The sequence below is a fragment of the Streptomyces sp. Root1304 genome, from assembly GCF_001426405.1.
GTDB lineage: Bacteria > Actinomycetota > Actinomycetes > Streptomycetales > Streptomycetaceae > Streptomyces.
Genome location: NZ_LMEP01000001.1, coordinates 175,893 through 196,020, shown reverse-complemented (window position 1 = coordinate 196,020; position 20,128 = coordinate 175,893). Strand labels below are relative to the sequence as shown.

The window sequence follows — 20,128 nt, the reverse complement described above, 5'->3', positions numbered from 1 at the left end:
TGAGTAAAGGAAGGGCGTACATGAACAAGGAGTACACAGTGAGTCGCCGCAAAATGGCGGCTGTCACCGTTGTTGCCTCAGTGGCACTCTTCCTGGTCGGCTGTGGGGCGGACAAGCAGCCGCAGGCAGACAAGCCAACTACTCCTACGGCTGCTCCGCAGAAGACCCAAGGAGGGCACGGCGGGCAGACTGCCGAGACGCCTGCGGAGCCATTGGCTCTTCTCAAGGGCCGCAAGGGCCTGACACTTGTCATCGGTTCAGTGGAACGGGATGCCGGCGGCTTCCTTACTGTGAAGGGTCGGCTGACCAACGCAGGGGAGTCGGGTAGCGCTGTCCCGGCCCAAGTCAGCGGTGACGAGACGGAGGTTGTGAAGCACGGCACCTCGCTGGGAGGCGCAACACTTGTCGATTCCGTGGGGAGGAAGAGGTACTACGTGCTGCGTGACACAGATGGGCGGCCACTGACAACATCCGGCCTTGGCGTCGTGTCAGCTGGCGACTCGATCGACATCTTCATGCAATTCCCCGCCCCCCCCACCACCACAACCGAAGTCTCCTTCCAGCTCCCCACTTTCGAACCCGCCACCCTCAAGCTCTCCTGAGGCGACCCCATGACGACGACGACACACCGCCGCCTCGCCTCCGTTCTGCTCGTCTGTGTGGCCCTCGGGTCGCTCTCCGGGCCGCCCCTCGCGTACGCCGACGACGCCCCCGGGCCCGCCGGTACCGCCTCGCCCCCGCCCGTCATCGACGCCGACGCCCCGGGGCTGATGCTTCCCGACGGTGCCACCCTCGCCCCCGCCAAAGTCCTCGACATCAAGCAGATCGTCGAAGAGGAGGGCGGCCAGGAACGCCGCCAGGACACCAACGTCGACGTGACCTTCGCGCTGCAGGCCGAAGTCCTGTTCCCCAAGAACAGCGCCAAGCTGAGCCCCGCCGCCCACGCCCGTATCGCCGCCATCGCCGCCGAGATCGGGAAGATGGGCTCCGGGCGCGTCCGGGTCTTCGGTTTCACCGACAACCTGGGGACCTACGAGCACGGGCTGAAGCTCTCGAAGGAGCGTGCCGTCGCCGTGCAGCAGGTCCTCGCGCGCGCCCTCGACCCGGGCACGACCTTCGACATCCGCGGGTACAGCGAGGACTACCCCATCGCCGACAACGGCACGGAGGAAGGCCGGAAGAAGAACCGCCGCGTCGAGATCTCCTTCCCCCGAACCTCCGCCCCCTAGGGTCTGTCGTCACACTCCCGTCTGCCCCACGACGCGGCCGTCCTTCGGGCGACGACGGGAGTGTGACGACAGGCCCTAGCACCCCCGCAGCGCCAGCGTCGCCCGGATCGTGTGGGTCATGCGGTCCGGGTGGCGGAACACCTCCTCCGCCGTGAAGCGCAGCACGCGGTGGATCTCCGGGCAGGACTGGAGCGCGTTGAAGCGCGCCACGTCCCGTTCGTGGGCCCGGCGCGTGCCGTGGAACGTGTACCCCTCGATCTCCACCGCCAGCCCCTGCGCCCGGAACAGGAAGTCCGGGCGCAGCCCCCGTCCCTCCGCCGTGCGCAGCGTCGGCTGCGCCTCCGGGTGCAGCCCCGCGTCCCCCATCCTGAGCCTGGCCACCGTCTCCGCGGGCGAGCCCGACGCCCCCTCCGCCAGCCGCAGCCACGACCGCGCGCGGGCCGCACCCCGCCGGGGCGCCGCGAGTTCCGCCGCGAGGTCCTCGTACCCGACGAGCGCCCCGCGCCGCACCCCCTCCACCGCCCGCCGGGCCAGCGCCGAGTCCGCGACCACCACCGCCTCCTCCCGGCTGCCGGCCTCCCGTATCAGGTCGCCGACCGTCCGCGCCGGTGTCGTCGTCCGCAGCCCCCGCCGCATCGACCGGTCCCCGGCCGTGAGGAACGTCGTCGCCCGCACCCGTATCCGTTCCCCGCGCACCGACCTCGCCGGTGCCGGGACCGTGAAGTCCAGGAGGTCGGCCCCCTCCACCCCCAGCCGCTCGATGCGGTGCAGCCGCGCCGCCGTCCCGTGGCTGCACACCAGTTCCGGGCGCAGCAACTGCAGCGCCGTCGCCCGCACCCGCCAGTCCGTCTCCTTCCCCGGGGCCGCCCACGCGCCCCGGCAGATCCGCTGCCAGCCGTCCCGGCGCAGCCGGCCGGACAGGCGGCCCGGGGACCAGCCCGCCGCGACCGCCCAGACCGTCAGGAGGACCCCGCCCCTGGCGAGGATCGCCAACTCGTACATACGCCCAACGATCCACGGAAGAGCGACACTTCGCACCCCCTGTGGAAAACCCGGCGAAAGGTGTCGTCAGGAAACCGCAAAAGCGGCCGGTCGCCCCGCCCGGCGGGAGCATCCTGGTCGGATGACGACGACGCCGGGCGTGGCCCCGAGTGTGCAGCTGGTCAGTGACCTCGTCACCCGGATCCCCGAGTTCCGGGGCGCGTACGAGAAGCACGTCTTCCATCAGGGCGGCGTCCAGCCGCACGTGTTCTTCTGGGACGTCGTCCAGGACACGGTCCGCTCGTTCCTCGGAGAGGCCCGCGGCACCGCCGACTGGCGCCGCACGCTCGCCTTCCTGGAGGAGCAGAGCTGCCGCGGGGTCCTGGGCATCGACGAGGTCATCGTCACCTCGTTCCTGGGCGACCTGCCCGCCCCGCAGGAGCCCGGGCACGCCATCGTCCACCAGCTCGGGCCCGTCATGGCTGCCAGGTTCGACCGCATACGACCCCTGGGATAAGCAGGGAGCAGGGAGCAGGGAGCAGGGAGCAGGAGGCAGGGGCAGAGGCAGGAGGCAGGAAGCGGAAGCAGGAAGCGGGCGGCGAGCGAGAGGCCCGCCCCGTCCGTCCCCACCGCCGCCCGGGATAATCGCTCCATGCCCGCGTCCCCTCCCAGCCCTCCCAGCCGTCTCCGCAGCCCCACCGTCCTCGCCCTCGGCGGGTACGCCGCCACCCGGCTCATCGGCCTCGTCGTCCTCGCGATCACCGCCGCCGCGACCGGCAAGGACGGGCTGCACCGGCTCAACGGCCGCTGGGACTCCGTCTGGTACGTGCGCATCGCCGAGCACGGTTACGGGTACGAGGTCACCCTGCCCAACGGCGACCTCCACTCCGACCTGGCCTTCTTCCCCCTCTTCCCGGCCTTGGAGCGCGCGGTCTCCACCGTCCTGCCCCTGGACGCGGCCACCGCCGGACTGCTGATCTCCTGGACCGCCGGGCTCGCCGCCGCCTGGGGGATCGCCAAGTGCGGCGAGCACGCCTTCGGGCCCCGCGCCGGGGTCCTGCTCGCCGTGCTGTGGGGGGTGTACCCGACCGCGTTCGTGCAGTCGATGGCGTACACGGAGACCCTCTTCACCGCGCTCGCCGCCTGGTCCCTGTACGCGGTGCTGCGCGGTCGCTGGATCCTCGCCGGTGTCCTCTGCGCCGCCGCCGGGCTCACCCGGCCGACCGCCGTCGCCCTGATCGCCGCCCTCGGGATCACGGCCCTCGTCGCACTCGTACGGGACCGGCGGCTGCCGCTGCGGACCCTCGCCGGCGTTCTGATCGCCCCGCTCGGCTGGCTCGCCTACATCGTGTACGTCGGCGTCCGCCAGGGCTCCGTGACCGCCTACTTCGACGTCCAGGCCGCCTGGGGCAACTCCATCGACGGCGGCGTCGCCCTCGCCCTGTTCATCGCGGGCCTGCCGTGGCCGGCCGCCCTCGGACTCTGCGCGGCGCTCGCACTGCTCGGCTGGCTGGTCGTGCTGTGCGTACGGCAGCGGCAGCCGCTGCCGGTGCTCGTGTACACGATCGGCGTCGTGTTCGTCTCGCTCGTCGGCGCCGCGTACTTCGGGTCCCGGCCGCGTCTGATGATGCCCGCGTTCGGACTGCTGCTGCCGCCGGCCGTGGCCCTCGCGCGGCTGCGGACCCGGACCGCGGTCCCGGTCCTCGGCGGGCTCGCCCTCGCGTCGGCCGTGTACGGGGCGTTCACCCTGCTCGGGTCGGGCCCTCCGTGAGGTCCACGCGCACGCGTACCCCCGGTTTCAGCCCCCACCCCGCCATCGCACCGGACTCCGCCTCCAGGACGTGCCGGCCGCGCGGCCGGATCATGCCGAGCCGCCCCGGCCGCATCGTGACGACGGACAGGACCTCGAACGAGCGGTCCAGGTAGGCCACGTCGATCGGGAACCGCATGCCGAAGGTGTGCACGCTGTTCGTCCGGACGATGAGCAGCGCCCCCGCGATCCCGTCCCTCCCGAGCAGCCCCCGCCGCCGCGCCCGGTATCCGGCCGCCACCTCCAGCGGGACCCCGGCCCCGCCGGACACGGTCAGCCTCCCCGTCCCGTCCTTCCATTTCCCCATGCGCCAGACCGTAGCGGTCCGCCGACTCTAGGGTCGGGTCCGTGGACCTCGCCGTCGCCGTGATCGCCGTCGCCGCCCTGTGGGGGGCCGCCGTCGGGCTGCTCGTGCCGCGTGCCGCGTACCGGCTTGCCGTCGCTCCCGAGGAGCCGTGGCGGGACCACTGCCCCGCCGGGCACCCGCTCGCCGGGCCCGCGCGCGGCTGGCTCGGCGGACCCGGCCGGCGCGACTGCGCGACGACCGCCGCCCCGCTCACCGCGCCCCTGCTCACCGCCCTGGCCTGCGCCGCGCTCGCCGCCGCCACCGGCGGACCCCGGCCGGAGCTGCTGGTCTGGCTGCTCGGTGCGCCGTTCGCCGTCCTCCTGGCCTCCGTCGACGCGCGCGTGCACCGGCTTCCCGACGGGCTCACCCTGCCGCTCGCCGCCGCCGTCCCGCTGCTCCTCGGCGGCGCCGAACTCCTTCCGTACGACGCCGGTTCCTGGCCCCACGCCCTGCTCGGCGCCCTCGTCCTGGGCGGCGCCTACCTGTTGCTTTTCCTGGTCAACCCGAGCGGCCTCGGCTTCGGTGACGTGAAGCTGGCGGTGCCGCTCGGCGCGGCCCTCGGCTGGTACGGCTGGGGCGTCCTCTTCGCCGGGGCCTTCGCGGGCTTCCTGCTCGGCGCGGTGTACGGGCTCGGCCTCGTCGTGCTGGGCCGGGCCGGACGCTCCTCGGTGATCCCCTTCGGGCCGTTCATGCTCGGCGGCGGGCTGCTCGGCCTGCTCCTCGGCGCGTTCACCGCCCTTCCGTGAGAGGGCCTCTCTAGCATCGCCCCACATGCGGACAATTGATACCGAACTGCCCGTGGCGGCACCGGCCCCCACGCCCGCGCCGCCCGCCCCCTGGTACCGCCGCCCCGCCCTCGTTCCCTGGGCCTGGGCCGCCGCCCTCTGCGTCCTCTACGCGACCGTCGCCGTACGCCGCCACCAACTCCTGCGCACCACCGGCTACGACCTCGGCATCTTCGAGCAGGCCGTCCGCGCCTACGCCGAACTCCGCGCCCCCGTGGTCCCCCTGCGCGGCGAGGGCTTCAACCTGCTCGGCGACCACTTCCACCCCCTCCTCGCCCTCCTCGCCCCCTTCTACCGGCTCTGGCCCTCCCCGCTCTGCCTGCTGCTCGCCCAGTCCGCGCTGCTCGCGCTCTCCGTCGTCCCGCTCGCCCGCCGGGCGGGCCAGGTCCTCGGCCCGGCCGCCGCCCACACCGTCGCCGCCGGATACGGACTGAGCTGGGGCATCGCCTCCGCCGCCGCCTTCGACTTCCACGAGGTGGCGCTCGCCGTCCCGCTGCTCTCCTTCTCCCTGGAGGCGCTCGCCCGGCAGCGCTGGCGGCAGGCCGTCGCCCGGGCCGCGCCGCTGCTGCTCGTCAAGGAGGACCTGGGCTTCACCCTCGCCGCCGTCGGCGTGTACACCGCCCTCAAGGGGCCCCGGAAACTCGGTCTCGCCACCGCCGCCGCCGGAGTCCTCGGCTCGCTCCTGGAGATCAAGGTCCTGCTGCCCGCCGCCAACCCGGGTGGCGGCTACGCCCACGGCGGGAACCTCGCGGACGTCCACGGCTCGCTGCTCGCCACCCTCGCCCACACCCCGCTCGACGTGCTCCGCCCCGAGGCCAAGGCGGTCACCCTGATCCTGGTCTTCGCCCCCTCGGCCCTGCTCGCGCTCCGCTCACCGCTCGCGCTGCTCGCCGTCCCCACCCTGGGCTGGCGACTGCTCTCCGAGAACGGCTTCCACTGGGGCACGTCCTTCCACTACAGCGCGATCCTCATGCCGGTGGTCTTCGCCGGCCTCGTCGATGTCCTCGGCCGCCGGGCCCCCGACCGGCGGGAGCTGCGGGGCGTGCTCGCCACCGTCCTCGCCGTGACCGTGGTCCTGATCCCGTCGTTCCCGCTGGCCCAGATCGTGCAGCGGGCGACCTGGCGCACCACCCCGCACGTCGAGGCGGCCCGCGCGCTGCTCGCCCGCATCCCCGACGGCGCCACCGTCGCCGCCTCCAACCGGCTCGCCCCGCAGCTCACCGCCCGCTGCACGGTCGTCCTCTTCCCGACCTTCCCGGTCGGCGGCGATCTGTACGGGTACAGCCCGGCGCGCATCCCGGCCCCGACGGCCGAGTGGATCGTCCACGACACACGGGCGCCCGAGGCGTGGCCGTACCCCTCGGGGCACTGGCCCTACCCGCTCGCCCGGCAGGAGGCCGAGCTCGCCGAGGCCGAGCGGACGTACGGCTACGAGGTCGTCGCCCGGCGTGACGGCGTCACCCTGCTCCGGCGTACGGCCCGCCCCTGACGCCGTACCCGCCGCTCCCGCCCGTCAACGGGGCGCCCCGCCCCTCCGGTCCCTCGTGGGAGGGACGGAACTCCGCCGCCACGCCGGGGCGCAAACCCGCCACGAGGGCCGACAGCCCTTGTCCCGCCCGGGATCCGGCGCATTCCACGGGCATCGTTCGGCGTACGTGGCGCGCAACACGACTATCGAAGGGTTATGGTGGAAACCCCCCCTCGGGCCGGTCCGTATCCCCCCCCACGGACCGGCCCGTTTTTCCTTCCCCGGCGACTCCGGGGAGTCACCTCCGGCCACTCAGGGCAGCGTCCCCGGCCGCTCGGGGGAGCCGTCCCCCGGCCACTCGGGGGAGCCGCCCCGCCGACTCCGAACGGGTCGGCCAGGGCCCCGGAGAGGCCTCAGCCCCGGCCCGCCCAGATGTTCGCGCCCCGGGTGTCCACCGCGAACGAGTCGATCTCCACCAGCTCGTCGTCGGTCAGCGGCGCACCCGCCAGCGCGGCCACGTTCTCCTCCAGCTGCGCGACGCTGGACGCGCCGATCAGCGCCGAGGTCATCCGCGCGTCGCGCAGCACCCACGAGAGCGCCAGCTGGGCGAGGGACTGCCCGCGCCGCTCCGCGATGTCCGCGAGGCCGCGCAGGCGCCGCAGCACCTCGTCGGAGAGCAGGTTCGGGTCCAGGGACTTGCCCTGGGTGGCCCGCGAACCCTCCGGGATGCCCTTCAGGTACTTGTTGGTGAGCAGCCCCTGCGCCAGCGGCACGAAGGAGATGCAGCCCATGCCGGCCGCCTCCAGGGTGTCGAGGAGGCCGTCCTCCTCGGTCCACCGGTTGATCATGGAGTACGAGGGCTGGTGGATCAGGGCGGGGACGCCCATCTCGCGGAGGAGGCGGGCGGCCTCGGCGGTCTGCTCGCTGGTGTACGAGGAGACGCCGACGTAGAGCGCCTTGCCCTGCTGGACGGCGGAGGCCAGGGCCCCCATCGTCTCCTCCAGCGGGGTCTCCGGGTCGAAGCGGTGCGAGTAGAAGATGTCGACGTGGTCGAGGCCCATCCGCTTCAGGGAGGCGTCGAGCGAGGACAGCAGGTACTTGCGGGAGCCCCACTCGCCGTACGGGCCGGGGTGCATCTCGTAGCCGGCCTTGGTGGAGATGATCAGCTCGTCGCGGTAGGGCGCGAAGTCCTGGGCGAAGAGCTTGCCGAAGTTCAGCTCGGCGGAGCCGGGCGGCGGCCCGTAGTTGTTCGCCAGGTCGAAGTGGGTGACGCCGAGGTCGAAGGCGCGGCGGAGGATCGCGCGCTGGGTGTCGAGCGCGCGGTCGTCGCCGAAGTTGTGCCAGAGGCCGAGGGAGATCGCGGGAAGCTTGAGGCCGCTGCGGCCCGAGCGGCGGTACTCCATGGCGTCGTAGCGGTCCGCGGCGGCGCGGTACAGGGGGGAATCAGTCACGTATCTCTGCTTATCACGGACTTGTGACAGTCCCGGGCTGGGAGCCTGTCGCCCGTGCGCAGTAGTGTGGCGGCCTGCGGACCGCCGATGCCTGGCGGACCCGCCGCTGCACGGAGGGGTAAAGAACGGTGAACCTGCGCGACCTGGTGTACGGGCTCTACGCACGCCGGGTGGAAGGCCGCCTCGACCATGCCCAGGTGCCCAAGCACATCGGGGTCATCCTCGACGGGAACCGCCGCTGGGCCAAGGCGTCCGGCGGGACCCCCGAGCAGGGACACAAGGCCGGCGCGGACAAGATCCAGGAGCTGCTCGGCTGGTGCGCCGAGACCGACGTCGAGGTCGTCACGCTCTGGATGCTCTCCACCGACAACCTGAACCGGCCCGAGGAGCAGCTCGTCCCGCTGCTCGGCATCATCGAGAACGCCGTCCGCTCGCTCGCCGCCGACGGCCGCTGGCGGGTGAACCACGTCGGCACGATGGACCTGCTGCCCGCGCGGACCCAGTCCGTCCTGAAGGAGGCCGAGCAGGCCACCCACGCCAACACGGGGATACTCGTGAACGTGGCGGTGGGGTACGGCGGCCGGCAGGAGATCGCGGACGCGGTCCGCTCGCTGCTCCTGGAGCACGCGGACCGCGGGACGAGCTTCGAGGAGCTCGCGGAGATCGTCGACGTCGAGCACATCTCGGAGCACCTGTACACGCGCGGCCAGCCCGACCCGGACCTGGTGATCCGCACCAGCGGCGAGCAGCGGCTGTCCGGATTCATGCTGTGGCAGAGCGCCCATTCCGAGTACTACTTCTGCGAAGTGCACTGGCCGGCCTTCCGCAAGGTCGACTTCCTGCGGGCGCTGCGCGACTACGCCGCCCGGCACCGGCGCTACGGAAGCTGAGCCCGGCGCGGCACCCCTGACGGACCCTCCCGGAATCCGGTCGGAACCGATCACCTCGTGTTCACGAACACGTCGTCATCCGCCCTGGCATGGCCGACCCCGTTCGAGGGCATATCCCTGGTGAAGTGAGCGGCACGGAGACCGCCACCCGGGAGGCCCCTTGCACCAGGACGACCGTGCGGGACACGTACGGGAGAAGCGGAGGGCCGTGGTTCGGCCCGCGCACGGCGGCCCGCACCCGGTCCCATTCCGCAGCGACACCGGTTCCGTCGCACCCCGACCTCACAGGGGTCTTCCGAGGGGGTCTGTCCTTCCGTGGTGACAAGCACGAAGCGCCGCCTTTCCGACCGGCGCACCTATGTTCTCGACACCAGCGTCCTGCTGGCCGACCCCAACGCCATGTCACGGTTCGAGGAGCACGAGGTCGTGCTCCCGATCGTGGTCGTGACGGAACTGGAGGCCAAGCGGCACCATCCGGAGCTCGGTTACTTCGCCCGGCAGGCCCTGCGCCTCCTGGACGACTTCCGGGTCCGGTACGGGCGCCTGGACGCCCCGCTCCCCATCGGGGACCTGGGCGGCACCCTGCGTGTCGAACTCAACCATTCCGACCCCGGCGTCCTGCCCGCCGGCTACAGGTTGGGGGACAACGACTCACGGATCCTCGCCGTCGCGCGGAACCTCCAGGCCGAGGGGTACGACGTCACCGTCGTCTCCAAGGACCTGCCGCTGCGCATCAAGGCCTCCTCGGTCGGTCTCCTCGCCGAGGAGTACCGGGCCGAGCTGGCCATCACGGACGCCAACGGCTGGACCGGGATGACCGATCTGGCGCTCTCCGGCGAGCAGGTGGACCTGCTCTTCGACCAGGAGTCGGTGTACGTGCCGGAGGCCGCCGAGCTCCCGGTCCACACCGGACTGGTGCTCCAGTCCGAGCGCGGCAAGGCGCTCGGCCGGGTCACCGCCGACGGGAACGTACGACTGGTCCGCGGTGACCGGGAGGCCTTCGGGCTCCGCGGCCGCAGCGCCGAGCAGCGGATCGCGCTCGATCTGCTCCTCGACCCGGAGGTCGGCATCATCTCGATGGGCGGCCGGGCCGGCACCGGCAAGTCCGCGCTGGCCCTCTGCGCGGGCCTGGAGGCGGTCCTGGAGCGCCGTCAGCACCAGAAGGTGATGGTCTTCCGTCCGCTGTACGCGGTCGGCGGCCAGGAGCTCGGGTACCTGCCGGGCAGCGAGTCCGAGAAGATGAGCCCGTGGGCGCAGGCGGTCTTCGACACGCTGTCCTCGGTGGCCAGCCGTGAGGTGATCGAGGAGGTGCTCGGCCGCGGGATGCTGGAGGTCCTGCCGCTCACCCACATCCGCGGGCGTTCGCTGCACGACGCGTTCGTCATCGTGGACGAGGCCCAGTCCCTGGAGCGGAACGTCCTGTTGACCGTTCTGTCCCGTATCGGGGCGAATTCGCGGGTCGTGCTGACCCATGACGTCGCCCAGCGGGACAACCTCAGGGTCGGCCGGTACGACGGAGTCGTCGCCGTGGTCGAGAAGCTGAAGGGGCATCCGCTCTTCGCGCACGTCACGCTCACCCGTTCCGAGCGCTCGCAGATCGCCGCGCTCGTGACGGAGATGCTGGAGGACGGTCAGATCTGACCCTTTCGTACCCTTCTGTGCGCGTACGGAAGTTGGCGCCGCCCGGCAAAGCCGACGAGCCTAGCCGGGCGGCGCCGCGCTGTCCGCCGTATCTTCCAAAACACCTGCCCCTGCCGGGGTGTGAGCTTTCACACGCAGGATGGAATTGCCTTGCGGCGTGGCGGTCCGGCAAAGTCTTGCTTCCGTCAGGCCCCGCATACGGCACCCGTGCACCTTCTGGGCGCACCAGCACCACACAACTCAACAACCGTCCGCCGTATGCCGCCCACAGCACCACGGGCCCGTGTCTCCTGTGACCCCGTATGTCGGAGACCAGTGCCAGGGGCACGATTTCGCCCGCGTGGTCACCTGTGCGAGCGATGCTGGAAGGAAACCGTGTGAGCCGGATCTCGGTCCGGGGATTCGCGGTGGCTTCGGCCACTGCGGTCACCACCGTCGGCGCCGTCGTGGGCGTTGCGTCGGGTAACGCCGCTCAGCCCTCGGACGACAACTTCGAGGCCACCGCGGCCGACACCACGCTGCTCGCGGACATTCCCGCGGGCGAGCAGGCCCAGGTACAGGTCTCGTCCCTCGCGGAACAGGCCGATGTCCAGGCCGCCGCCGCGGACTCCGCCGCCAAGAAGTCCGCCGAGGAATCGGCACGTCTTCGCGCGGCGAAGGACGCCGAGGCCAAGAAGGAGGCGGCCGACAAGGCGGCCAAGGCCGAGAAGGAGCGCAAGGAGGCCGAGGAGCGCGCGAGCCGCGACTCGGTCCGCGACGCGTCGTCCTTCTCCGCGCAGGGCTCCTACACGGTCGCCGAGGTCAAGGCGATCGCCCGCCAGATGGTCCCGGCCTCGCAGTTCCAGTGCTTCAGCAACATCGTGAACCACGAGTCGACCTGGAACTACCTCGCGGTCAACCAGGGCTCGGGCGCCTACGGACTCGTGCAGGCCCTGCCGGGCAGCAAGATGTCGTCGGCGGGCGCCGACTGGCAGACCAACCCGGCCACCCAGATCAAGTGGGGCCTCAACTACATGGATTCCAGGTACGGGAGCCCCTGTGGCGCCTGGACGTTCTGGCAGGCCAACCGCTGGTACTAGTACCGGCCGCGCTCAACCTTCGGAAGCCCCTCGCCGTCCTACGGTGAGGGGCTTCTTGCGTGTATTTTCGGAGGTCCACGGCCTCCGGGGGAGCCGGCGGAACGGAGTCGGCGGGGGGATGAGGAAAGAGATGTCGAGAGTGCCAGGGTGGCTGGGACGGCTGGGCGAGAGCCTGAGCCGCATGGGCGAACGGCTCGACGAGCGCCGGGCCGAGGCGGAACGGGAAGACCCGCTCGGCCCGCCGTACCCGGCGCTGCCGCACGACACCCCGTCGCCCGGGGCCGCCCGCCCCGGGGAGACCCGTACGGCGTCCGTCGACGGAACCGACCGGAGCACGGCGGCCGCCGGTCCCGGCACGGACTTGGACACCGCCGCCCCCCTCCCCGGGGCGACGGCCGTCGCGACCGCCGAGTCGGGCCGCTCCGTGCCCGCGCCCCCCTCGTACGCCCCGGCGGTCGCCGCCCGGCCCGACCCCGTCGCCGCGATCCCCTGGGGCATGCGGGTCGCCGCGGAGGCGAGCTGGCGCCTCCTCGTCTTCGCCGGCACGGTCTGGGTGCTGATGAAGGTGATCAGCTCCGTCCAGCTGGTCGTGCTCGCCTTCGTCGCCGCCCTCCTCGTCACCGCCCTGCTCCAGCCCACCGTCGCCATGCTGCGCAGAAAGGGCCTGCCGCGCGGGCTCGCCACCGCCATCACCGCCGTCTCCGGCTTCGTGGTGATGGGACTGGTCGGCTGGTTCGTGGTCTGGCAGGTGATGGACAACATCGACAACCTGACCGACCGGGTCAGGGACGGCATCGAGGAGCTCAAGCGCTGGCTCCTGGACAGCCCGTTCCACGTGACCGAGCGCCAGATCAACGACATCGCCAAGAACCTCAGCGACACGATCGGCTCCAACGCCGAGCAGATCACCTCCGCCGGACTCCAGGGCGTGACCGTGATCGTCGAGGCGATGACCGGCATGCTGCTCGCCATGTTCTCGACCCTCTTCCTGCTGTACGACGGGAAGAAGGTCTGGGAGTGGACGCTCAAGCTGGTGCCCGCCCAGGCCCGGCCCGGGGTGGCCGGAGCGGGACCGCGCGCCTGGCGCACCCTCACCGCCTATGTGCGCGGCACGGTGCTCGTCGCCCTCATCGACGCGGTGTTCATCGGTCTCGGACTCTGGTTCCTCGACGTGCCGATGGCCGTGCCGCTCGCCGTCTTCATCTTCCTCTTCGCCTTCATCCCGCTGGTCGGCGCCGTCGTCTCCGGCGCCCTCGCGGTCGTCGTCGCCCTGGTCACCAACGGGCCGTTCACGGCCCTGATGGTGATCGTCGTCGTCCTCGCGGTCCAGCAGATCGAGGGCCATGTGCTCCAGCCGTTCATCCTCGGCCGGGCGGTACGGGTCCACCCGCTGGCCGTCGTCCTCGCGGTCGCGGCCGGCGGTCTGACCGCCGGCATCGGGGGCGCCGTGGTCGCGGTCCCGCTGGTCGCCGTCGCCAACACGGTGGTCGGTTATCTGCGGGCGTACAGCACGGAACAGGCGCTGCGCAGCACGCCGGAGCCGCGCGGGGCGACCGCGTTCGAGGTGGCGCCGACCCCGGCGCCCGGCACCCTCGCGGCGAAGGCGGAGAGCAAGTGATATCGGAGCCGGAGCTCGACGGAGGGACCGGCTTCGACGCCGCCGAGGTGCTGACGGAGGAGCGGGCACCCCGCCCGCCCCGGCCGCCCGGCACCCGCCGCCCCTGGCTGTGGGCGCTCGGCGGAGCGGTGCTGGCCTCGGCGGTCTGGGGCGGCGGGCTCTACGCGTACGGGCAGCGGGCGGAGCCGGGGCCGGACATGCGCGGCTACCGGCAGGTGGAGAACCTCTGCGGTACGGCGAAGCTGAAGGCGCTCACCGGCATCCTGGGCGAGCGGAGCGAGGACGGCGTCGGGCCCGAGATGGACGACCCGGCCCTGCACCAGTCGTTCTGCTCGATGACCTTCGGGTCCCCGGAGAACGGGTACAGCCTCACCCTCACGTACGCGATCCACAAGGAGGTCGACCCCGGCCCGGAGTTCGCGGCGAAGGCCAAGTACGCCTCCCTCAACAAGCCGATCGACGGGATCGGGGAGCAGGCCTTCTTCGACGACCGTTCGGGAGAGGGCGGGGAGCTCAGCGTCCTCGACGGCCAGATCGAGATAGGGCTGTCCCTGTACCGGCAGTACAACAGCGGCCCGGACGGGACCATGGTCGAGCCCAAGGCGCCGGTCGACCTCTCCGGGATCGAGGTCCCCATGTCCCAGGACGTGCTGAGCCTGATGGAAGCGCTCAGGAAATGACGGAAGGGCCCCGGGGCGCACAGCCCCGGGGCCCATCTCGTACGGCTCCGCCTACTCGGCGGCGAGCACCGCTTCCGCGTCGAGCGTGACGCCGACCGCCTGGATCACCGCGGCGATCTTCACGGCCTCCTGGATCGTGGCACGGTCGACACCGGCCTGGCGCAGGACCTGCTCGTGCGAGTCCAGGCACTGGCCGCAGCCGTTGATCGCGGAGACGGCCAGCGACCACAGCTCGAAGTCGACCTTCTCGACGCCCGGGTTGCCGATGACGTTCATCCGCAGACCGGCGCGCAGCGTCCCGTACTCGGGGTCCGACAGCAGGTGCCGGGTCCGGTAGAAGACGTTGTTCATCGCCATGATCGCGGCGGCGGACTTGGCCGCCTGGTACGCCTCGGGCTTCAGGTTCGCCTGGGCCTCGGGCTCCAGCTCCCGGAGCACCTTCGGCGAGCGCGAGGCGATCGCGCAGGCCAGGACGGTGCCCCAGAGCTGCTGCTGCGGCAGCTCGCTGTTGCCGATGACCGAACCGAGGTTCAGCTTCAGGTCCTTGGCGAAGTCCGGTATGGCGGACTTGAGTTCGTCGAGAGCCATGTCAGATCACTCGCCCGACAGGAGGGCGGCGGCGTCGAGGGTGCCCTCGCCCTTGTTCCAGTTGCACGGGCACAGCTCGTCGGTCTGCAGGGCGTCGAGGACCCGCAGGACCTCCTTGGGGTTACGGCCGACGGAGCCGGCGGTCACCATGGTGAACTGGATCTCGTTGTTCGGGTCCACGATGAAGACGGCGCGCTGGGCGAAGCCGTCCTCGCCCTCGACGCCGCAGTCGCGCATGAGCTCGTGCTTCGAGTCGGCGAGCATCGGGAAGGGCAGGTCACGCAGGTCGGCGTGGTCCTTGCGCCAGGCGTGGTGCACGAACTCGGAGTCGCCGGAGACGCCGAGGATCTGGGCGTCGCGGTCCGCGAACTCGTCGTTCAGCTTGCCGAACGCGGCGATCTCGGTGGGGCAGACGAAGGTGAAGTCCTTCGGCCAGAAGAACACCACGCGCCACTTGCCCTCGTAGGCCTTGTGGTCGATCTGCGCGAACTCCTTGCCGCTCTCCAGCGACACGCAGGCGGTCAGGTCGTAGGTGGGGAACTTGTCACCGACAGTGAGCACGCGCTCTCCTTGCAGGCAGGAAGGGTCCCTTTTGGGGTCTTCCGTGAGGGTTGGACGGCTCACAGCATGGCACGGAGTGCATTGATCAGTGAAATAGCTAGAGTGGTTCGTGTTGATCGAAGGTGGTTATCAGTGGCATCCCCGTACAGTCCCCCGCACAGCCCGTACCGAGGCAAACAGCCGAGCCTCTCGCAGCTCAGGGCCTTTGCCGCGGTCGCCGAGCATCTGCACTTCCGCGACGCGGCGGCGGCCATCGGCATGAGCCAGCCCGCGCTCTCGGGCGCGGTTTCGGCACTCGAAGAGGCACTCGGTGTCCAGCTCCTCGAGCGTACGACCCGGAAGGTACTGCTCTCGCCCGCGGGGGAGCGGCTCGCGGTCCGCACGCGCACGGTCCTCGACGCCGTCGCGGAGCTGATGGAGGAGGCGGAGGCGGCCCAGGCGCCCTTCACCGGGGTGCTGCGGCTCGGGGTGATCCCCACCGTCGCGCCCTATCTGCTGCCGACCGTCCTGCGCCTGGTCCACCGGCGCTACCCGGACCTCGACCTCCAGGTCCACGAGGAACAGACCTCCTCGCTCCTGGAGGGCCTCGGCGCCGGACGGCTCGACCTGCTGCTGCTCGCCGTACCGCTGGGCATGCCCGGTGTCACCGAACTCCCGCTCTTCGACGAGGACTTCGTCCTGGTAGCCCCGCAGGGGCATCCGCTCGCGGGCCGGGAGGACATCCCCCGCGAGGCCCTCAGGGAGCTGCGGCTGCTCCTCCTCGACGAGGGGCACTGCCTGCGCGACCAGGCACTCGACATCTGCCGGGAGGCGGGGCGCGGCGAGGGCGCCGAGGTCACCACCACCGCCGCCGGGCTCGCCACCCTGGTCCAGCTGGTGGCCGGCGGGCTCGGGGTGACCTTGCTGCCGCGCACCGCCGTGACGGTCGAGACGGCCCGCAACCACGCCCTGTGGACGGGGCTCTTCGCCGATCCGGCGCCCTCGCGCCGGATCGCCCTCGCGATGCGGACGGGCGCCGCCCGGCACGCCGAGTTCGAGGAGCTGGCGGAGGAGCTGCGGGGCGCGATGAGCGGTCTGCCGGTACGCGTGGTGGGCGGCGGTTCCTGAAACCCCCCGGTGTCAGGAACCGCCGCCCCCCCGTCTCGTACATCCGCCCGGAGGGTTACTCCGTGCGCAGCCCGTCCGCGCGCATCAGGCGCCACAGGACCGGCATGCTCAGCAGCGTCACCGTCGCGATGAGCCCGAGGCCGATCCCGACGACGGGCAGGAACACCCACCAGTCCTGGACCTGCTGACCGCCCGTCTTCAGCAGGACCACTCCGAGGCCGAGGCCGCCCGCCACCGCGAGGACGAGACCGACGACGATCGGCACCGCCGTCTGCCACAGCACCGACCAGCTCAGGGTGGAGCGCCGGGTACCGAAGGCGATCAGCGAGGAGAGCAGCCGCTTGCGGTCCCTGAGCTGCTCCAGGGTCGTGACCAGGAGCGAGGCCGCCACGAGCAGCATCGTCAGGGTGGAGCCGACCAGGATGCCGGTGCGGACGCTGGAGAACGCCGCGTCGCGCTCGGTGTCCTTCACGGGGCGCACCCAGGCCGTCGGGTCGATGGCCGCCGCCGTGTTCCAGACGTGGTCGGAGGCGTACGGCACCGCCGGGTCGAGCCGGATCATGATGTGCGCGTCGGGCTCGTCGAGCCGGGCCGCGTCGATCGCCTTCGGGGTGGCGAGGACGCCGTACTGGTACATGCCGGTCGGGTCCGGGCGGGAGTCCACGACCTTGGCGTCGGCGGGGACCCGCCACTTCGGCAGCGGACCGCCCTCCGGGCGCTTCGGGGCGTCCGGGTGCGGATGCGGGTCGCGGAGGGCGACCGTGACGCCGGGCCGCGCGGTCCTGGTGACGAAGGAGTCGTCCGGGTTGCCCTGCTTGCCGTGCGAGAGGAGGACGAAGGCATCGCCGTCCGTGCAGGAGGGCAGCGTGGCGAACTCCCTGAGGGAGGCGCAGTCACCGACCCTGAGCGAGACCGCGGGGGCGAAGTCCTCGCCGTTCTTCAGCGGGCCGGGCCGGTACACCCGTGACTCGATGACGCCGACCGCGCCGGCGACGCCCTCGGTCCGCACGAAGCGGTCGAGCATCCCGCGGGCATCGGCCGCGGAGTCCGCGTCGGCGCCGAACATGATGTGGGCGCGGGTGGAGTCCTCGCCGGTGGCACTCGTGAAGTCGTTCTCCATCGCCTGGAAGAGCATCTGGAGCGCGATGGCGCCGGTCGCCGCGACGACGATGCCGCTGACGGCGCGGGCCGCCGTGCCGCTGCTCAGCTGGAGTCTGCGGACGGCGAGCTGCCAGGCCACGGGACCGGCGTGCAGCCGCTTCACCCCGGCTTCGACGAGCCACGGCAGGAGGGTGGTGAGGCCGATCAGGGAGAGGGTCGTACCGGTCGCGACGGTCACGGTGTCGATGCCGGTGTCGGCCACGTGGATGTCGCCGATGAGCGGGAGGAGCAGGGCGAGGCCGCCCGCGAGGAGCAGCAGCCGCCACCACAGCCGGCGGCGGCGCGGCAGCGAGGTCCGGACGACTCCGAGCGGCTCGACCGCCACCCCGCGCAGCGCGAAGAGGGTGACCACGACGGAGGCGACCGGCACGGAGGCGAGGGCGAGCGCGGCGAGCGCCGCCATCGGCACGACGTCGGAGGGGAAGGCGTTGACGTCCCAGATCGTGAAGACCCCGGCGAACTGCCGGGCCACCGCGAAGAGCCCGAGGCCCACGAGGAGGCCGAGCAGCGCGCCCGCCAGCGATTCGCCGGCCGCGATCCGCCGGGTCATCGCGGTGTCGGCGCCGACCAGCCGGAGCGCGGCGAGCCGCCGGTCGCGCTGCTCGCCGCCGAAGCGGACGGCGGTCGCGATGAAGACGAGCACGGGGAGGAGCAGGACGACGCAGGCGACGACGACGAGCAGGATGAGGAAGGCGTTCATCGGTTCCTCGGGCACCGACCAGCCGTAGCGGACGCCGCGCCCGTCGAGGTTCTCCTCGTTGAGGAAGCCGACGTGGGCGACGTACCGGAGTTCGGCCGGGCCGATGAGCCCTTCCTGCCCGATCGTCCCGGTCACCTTGTAGGGGAGCCGCTCCTTGAGGAGGGCGCCCTCGGGGGAGTCGAGCAGGTCGCGCAGGGCCGGGGAGACCAGCATCTCGCCGAGCCCGGGGAACGCGGTCGCGCCCGGCGGGACCGCGGGCGCGTCGCCCTCGGGGCGCAGCAGCAGCCCGGAGACGAGGTCGTCGCGGTAGACCGTGTTCCGGGAGAGGTGGAGAAAGGAGTCGGGCCGGGGGGAGTCGACCTGTGCGCTGCCGTCGACGGAGCGGACCGACTCGCGCACCTCCCGCTGGAAGAGCATGTTCGGGAAGGAGGCGGCGAGCAGCAGCAGGGCCACGCCGAAGCCGACGCCGGTCGCGGTGAGCAGGGTGCGGAGCAGGCCGGGGCGGCCGCCGGTGACCGCGAACCGGGCGCCGAGCGCCAGGTCGCGGGCCCAGGAGCGGAGCGTCATACCGCCCACTCCGCGTCCCGGACGGACCCGTCCCGTACGACGATCTCGCGGTCGGAGTAGGCGGCGACCCGGGCCTCGTGGGTGACGAGGACGACGGCGGCGCCGGTGTCCCGGGAGGCGTCGGTGAGGAGCCGCATGACCCGCTCGCCGTTCAGGGAGTCGAGGGCGCCGGTCGGTTCGTCGGCGAAGATCACCCGCGGGGCGGTGACGAGCGCGCGGGCGACGGCGACGCGCTGGCCCTGGCCGCCGGATATCTCGCCGGGCCGCTTGGCCGCGGTGTCGTCGACCTCCAGACGGGCGAGCCACTCGACGGCCCTGGCCTCGGCGGCCTTCCGCTTCTCGCCGTTGAGGCGGAGCGGCAGGGCGACGTTCTCGACGCAGGTCAGCTCGGGGACGAGCTGGCCGAACTGGAAGACGAAGCCGAAGTCGGTGCGGCGCAGCGAGCTGAGGGCGCTGTCGGAGAGCGCGGTGAGCTCGCGGCCGTCGTAGGTGATGGTGCCCGCGTCGGGGCGCACGATTCCGGCCAGGCAGTGCAGCAGGGTCGACTTGCCGGAGCCGGAGGGGCCCATGACGGCGACGACCTCGCCGGCCCGGAGGGCGAAGGAGGCGCCCGCGAGCGCCGGGGTGGGGCCGTAGGCCTTGTCGAGGCCGGTGGCCCGGAGGAGCGGGGTGCTCGTCATCGGAGGACCTCCTCGGCGAGCCGGTCGAGACGGGCGGCGGTCAGTTCCAGCCAGCGCAGATCCGCTTCCAGATGAAAGAGGGCGTGGTCGCAGATGAGCTGGTCGGCGAGGTCGCCGTCCTTCTTGCGCCGGGTGAGTTCGCGCATCAGCCGCAGGTGCTCGGTGCGCTGGGTGTCCAGGAGCTCGGCGGCGCCGCGGCCGGTGAGCAGGGCCAGGACGACCTTCGTGTAGAGCGTGGAGTGGAGGTACGGCTCCGGCTTCTCCGGGGTGGCGAGCCACTGGGCGACGTCGGTGACGCCGGCGTCGGTGATGGCGTACCGCTTCCGCTCCGGGCCGCCGCCCGCCTCGATGCCGTCGACGACGACGAGGCCGTTCTTCAGGAGCCGGGACATGGTCGAGTAGACCTGGCCGTAGTGCAGCGGCCGGTCGTGGCCGAACTTCTCGTCGAAGGCGCGCTTGAGGTCGTAGCCGTGGCGCGGGCCGGACTCCAGGAGTCCGAGCAGGGTGTGACCGATGGACATGCGCGTCACTGTACATGGTGTGTATACGCACGATGTATAGCCGGATCGAGGGGGCGGCCGCCAAGCGGAATCGGTCCTTCACGCAACCATCGGGTCATCTCGGGCGTCGGTTCCTCTGGGCATGGGTGCTGATTCTCACGTCCGGAAAAGGCGTGATCGGTTGTCCTTTGTCTGCATCGTCGGTGTTAGCTGGCTAGCCAGCCGGCCTGGCGCGGACGGGACACGGGAACCGCGGCGCCGGGACACACGACGAGCGGAGCGACGG

Annotated in this window: 20 protein-coding genes; 12 read left to right on the top strand and 8 right to left on the bottom strand. The window is 71.9% G+C overall.

The genetic code is table 11. The features are described 5' to 3' along the window. Positions 1–20: 20 nt before the first annotated feature. Together ASD33_RS00830 and ASD33_RS00825 are read left to right on the top strand one after the other, a co-directional pair. Complete coding sequence (locus tag ASD33_RS00830; protein WP_056551656.1) at positions 21–602, top strand: hypothetical protein; 582 nt, start codon at positions 21–23, stop codon at positions 600–602. A gap of 9 nt (positions 603–611) precedes the next feature. Next, positions 612–1,229, top strand: coding sequence for an OmpA family protein (locus ASD33_RS00825; protein ID WP_056551654.1), 618 nt, complete (start codon positions 612–614; stop codon positions 1,227–1,229). Positions 1,230–1,304: 75 nt separating this feature from the next. Here ASD33_RS00825 and ASD33_RS00820 read toward each other — a convergent pair whose 3' ends face one another. Then, positions 1,305–2,231 carry a hypothetical protein gene (locus ASD33_RS00820; protein WP_056551651.1) on the bottom strand — a complete coding sequence of 309 codons (927 nt, stop codon included), beginning with the start codon at positions 2,229–2,231 and terminating at the stop codon, positions 1,305–1,307. 121 nt (positions 2,232–2,352) lie between these two features. Between ASD33_RS00820 and ASD33_RS00815 the strand changes: the two genes are divergently transcribed. After that, positions 2,353–2,727, top strand: coding sequence for a hypothetical protein (locus tag ASD33_RS00815; RefSeq protein WP_056551650.1), 375 nt, complete (start codon positions 2,353–2,355; stop codon positions 2,725–2,727). A gap of 135 nt (positions 2,728–2,862) precedes the next feature. Beyond that, the gene (locus ASD33_RS00810; protein WP_056551648.1) at positions 2,863–3,981 is read left to right on the top strand and encodes a glycosyltransferase family 39 protein; all 1,119 of its coding nucleotides are present in this window, start codon (positions 2,863–2,865) and stop codon (positions 3,979–3,981) included. On the opposite strand, the gene ASD33_RS00805 is transcribed toward ASD33_RS00810, so the two are convergent. Further along, positions 3,953–4,327, bottom strand: a complete 375-nt coding sequence (locus tag ASD33_RS00805; protein ID WP_056551646.1) for a DUF192 domain-containing protein — start codon at positions 4,325–4,327, stop codon at positions 3,953–3,955. The two genes, ASD33_RS00810 and ASD33_RS00805, sit on opposite strands and share 29 nt — an antisense overlap. Before the next feature lie 41 nt (positions 4,328–4,368). Between ASD33_RS00805 and ASD33_RS00800 the strand changes: the two genes are divergently transcribed. Further along, complete coding sequence (locus ASD33_RS00800; protein WP_056551644.1) at positions 4,369–5,112, top strand: A24 family peptidase; 744 nt, start codon at positions 4,369–4,371, stop codon at positions 5,110–5,112. A gap of 25 nt (positions 5,113–5,137) precedes the next feature. Beyond that, positions 5,138–6,640: a DUF2079 domain-containing protein gene (locus tag ASD33_RS00795; protein ID WP_079044475.1), complete on the top strand. Its 1,503-nt coding sequence runs from the start codon at positions 5,138–5,140 to the stop codon at positions 6,638–6,640. A 392-nt stretch (positions 6,641–7,032) separates the two neighbouring features. On the opposite strand, the gene mgrA is transcribed toward ASD33_RS00795, so the two are convergent. Then, the gene (gene mgrA, locus ASD33_RS00790; RefSeq protein ID WP_056551639.1) at positions 7,033–8,070 is read right to left on the bottom strand and encodes an L-glyceraldehyde 3-phosphate reductase; all 1,038 of its coding nucleotides are present in this window, start codon (positions 8,068–8,070) and stop codon (positions 7,033–7,035) included. Between the two features lie 128 nt (positions 8,071–8,198). Here mgrA and ASD33_RS00785 point away from each other — a divergent pair, with 128 nt between their 5' ends. From ASD33_RS00785 to ASD33_RS00765, 5 genes are all read left to right on the top strand, one after another. Then, positions 8,199–8,960, top strand: a complete 762-nt coding sequence (locus ASD33_RS00785) for an isoprenyl transferase (protein ID WP_056551637.1) — start codon at positions 8,199–8,201, stop codon at positions 8,958–8,960. A 315-nt stretch (positions 8,961–9,275) separates the two neighbouring features. Then, on the top strand, positions 9,276–10,601 hold the full coding sequence (locus ASD33_RS00780) for a PhoH family protein (RefSeq protein ID WP_056551635.1): 1,326 nt from the start codon (positions 9,276–9,278) through the stop codon (positions 10,599–10,601). Positions 10,602–10,960: 359 nt separating this feature from the next. Further along, positions 10,961–11,680, top strand: coding sequence for a transglycosylase SLT domain-containing protein (locus ASD33_RS00775; protein WP_079044474.1), 720 nt, complete (start codon positions 10,961–10,963; stop codon positions 11,678–11,680). A gap of 130 nt (positions 11,681–11,810) precedes the next feature. Beyond that, positions 11,811–13,298 carry an AI-2E family transporter gene (locus ASD33_RS00770; protein ID WP_056551631.1) on the top strand — a complete coding sequence of 496 codons (1,488 nt, stop codon included), beginning with the start codon at positions 11,811–11,813 and terminating at the stop codon, positions 13,296–13,298. After that, positions 13,295–13,978 carry a hypothetical protein gene (locus ASD33_RS00765; protein ID WP_056551628.1) on the top strand — a complete coding sequence of 228 codons (684 nt, stop codon included), beginning with the start codon at positions 13,295–13,297 and terminating at the stop codon, positions 13,976–13,978. Before ASD33_RS00770 ends, ASD33_RS00765 begins: the two co-directional genes overlap by 4 nt. 51 nt (positions 13,979–14,029) lie before the next feature. Here ASD33_RS00765 and ASD33_RS00760 read toward each other — a convergent pair whose 3' ends face one another. Together ASD33_RS00760 and ASD33_RS00755 are read right to left on the bottom strand one after the other, a co-directional pair. Beyond that, positions 14,030–14,566, bottom strand: coding sequence for an alkyl hydroperoxide reductase (locus tag ASD33_RS00760; RefSeq protein ID WP_056551626.1), 537 nt, complete (start codon positions 14,564–14,566; stop codon positions 14,030–14,032). A gap of 6 nt (positions 14,567–14,572) precedes the next feature. Next, the gene (locus ASD33_RS00755; RefSeq protein ID WP_056551624.1) at positions 14,573–15,127 is read right to left on the bottom strand and encodes a peroxiredoxin; all 555 of its coding nucleotides are present in this window, start codon (positions 15,125–15,127) and stop codon (positions 14,573–14,575) included. A gap of 132 nt (positions 15,128–15,259) precedes the next feature. On the opposite strand from ASD33_RS00755, the gene ASD33_RS00750 reads away from it, so the two are divergent. Further along, complete coding sequence (locus ASD33_RS00750; RefSeq protein WP_056551622.1) at positions 15,260–16,234, top strand: hydrogen peroxide-inducible genes activator; 975 nt, start codon at positions 15,260–15,262, stop codon at positions 16,232–16,234. Positions 16,235–16,289: 55 nt separating this feature from the next. Here ASD33_RS00750 and ASD33_RS00745 read toward each other — a convergent pair whose 3' ends face one another. From ASD33_RS00745 to ASD33_RS00735, 3 genes are read right to left on the bottom strand one after another with little or no spacing between them, the layout of a single operon-like run. After that, positions 16,290–18,662 (bottom strand): FtsX-like permease family protein, encoded by a 2,373-nt coding sequence (locus ASD33_RS00745; protein ID WP_056551619.1) that lies wholly within the window; start codon positions 18,660–18,662, stop codon positions 16,290–16,292. After that, entirely contained in the window at positions 18,659–19,342 is a 684-nt protein-coding gene (locus ASD33_RS00740) for an ABC transporter ATP-binding protein (protein ID WP_056551616.1), read from the bottom strand. Before ASD33_RS00740 ends, ASD33_RS00745 begins: the two co-directional genes overlap by 4 nt. After that, positions 19,339–19,863: a PadR family transcriptional regulator gene (locus tag ASD33_RS00735; RefSeq protein ID WP_056551614.1), complete on the bottom strand. Its 525-nt coding sequence runs from the start codon at positions 19,861–19,863 to the stop codon at positions 19,339–19,341. The genes ASD33_RS00740 and ASD33_RS00735 overlap by 4 nt, the downstream gene beginning before the upstream one ends. Positions 19,864–20,128 lie beyond the last annotated feature (265 nt).

Excerpts from the sequence above, each read along its gene's own strand:
- ASD33_RS00830 (WP_056551656.1), top strand. The coding sequence starts at position 21 with ATGAACAAGGAGTACACAGTGAGTCGCCGCAAAATGGCGGCTGTCACC.
- ASD33_RS00825 (WP_056551654.1), top strand. The coding sequence starts at position 612 with ATGACGACGACGACACACCGCCGCCTCGCCTCCGTTCTGCTCGTCTGT.
- ASD33_RS00820 (WP_056551651.1), bottom strand. The coding sequence starts at position 2,231 with ATGTACGAGTTGGCGATCCTCGCCAGGGGCGGGGTCCTCCTGACGGTC.
- ASD33_RS00815 (WP_056551650.1), top strand. The coding sequence starts at position 2,353 with ATGACGACGACGCCGGGCGTGGCCCCGAGTGTGCAGCTGGTCAGTGAC.
- ASD33_RS00810 (WP_056551648.1), top strand. The coding sequence starts at position 2,863 with ATGCCCGCGTCCCCTCCCAGCCCTCCCAGCCGTCTCCGCAGCCCCACC.
- ASD33_RS00805 (WP_056551646.1), bottom strand. The coding sequence starts at position 4,327 with ATGGGGAAATGGAAGGACGGGACGGGGAGGCTGACCGTGTCCGGCGGG.
- ASD33_RS00795 (WP_079044475.1), top strand. The coding sequence starts at position 5,138 with ATGCGGACAATTGATACCGAACTGCCCGTGGCGGCACCGGCCCCCACG.
- ASD33_RS00775 (WP_079044474.1), top strand. The coding sequence starts at position 10,961 with ATGCTGGAAGGAAACCGTGTGAGCCGGATCTCGGTCCGGGGATTCGCG.
- ASD33_RS00770 (WP_056551631.1), top strand. The coding sequence starts at position 11,811 with ATGTCGAGAGTGCCAGGGTGGCTGGGACGGCTGGGCGAGAGCCTGAGC.
- ASD33_RS00760 (WP_056551626.1), bottom strand. The coding sequence starts at position 14,566 with ATGGCTCTCGACGAACTCAAGTCCGCCATACCGGACTTCGCCAAGGAC.
- ASD33_RS00745 (WP_056551619.1), bottom strand. The coding sequence starts at position 18,662 with ATGACGCTCCGCTCCTGGGCCCGCGACCTGGCGCTCGGCGCCCGGTTC.
- ASD33_RS00740 (WP_056551616.1), bottom strand. The coding sequence starts at position 19,342 with ATGACGAGCACCCCGCTCCTCCGGGCCACCGGCCTCGACAAGGCCTAC.
- ASD33_RS00735 (WP_056551614.1), bottom strand. The coding sequence starts at position 19,863 with ATGTCCATCGGTCACACCCTGCTCGGACTCCTGGAGTCCGGCCCGCGC.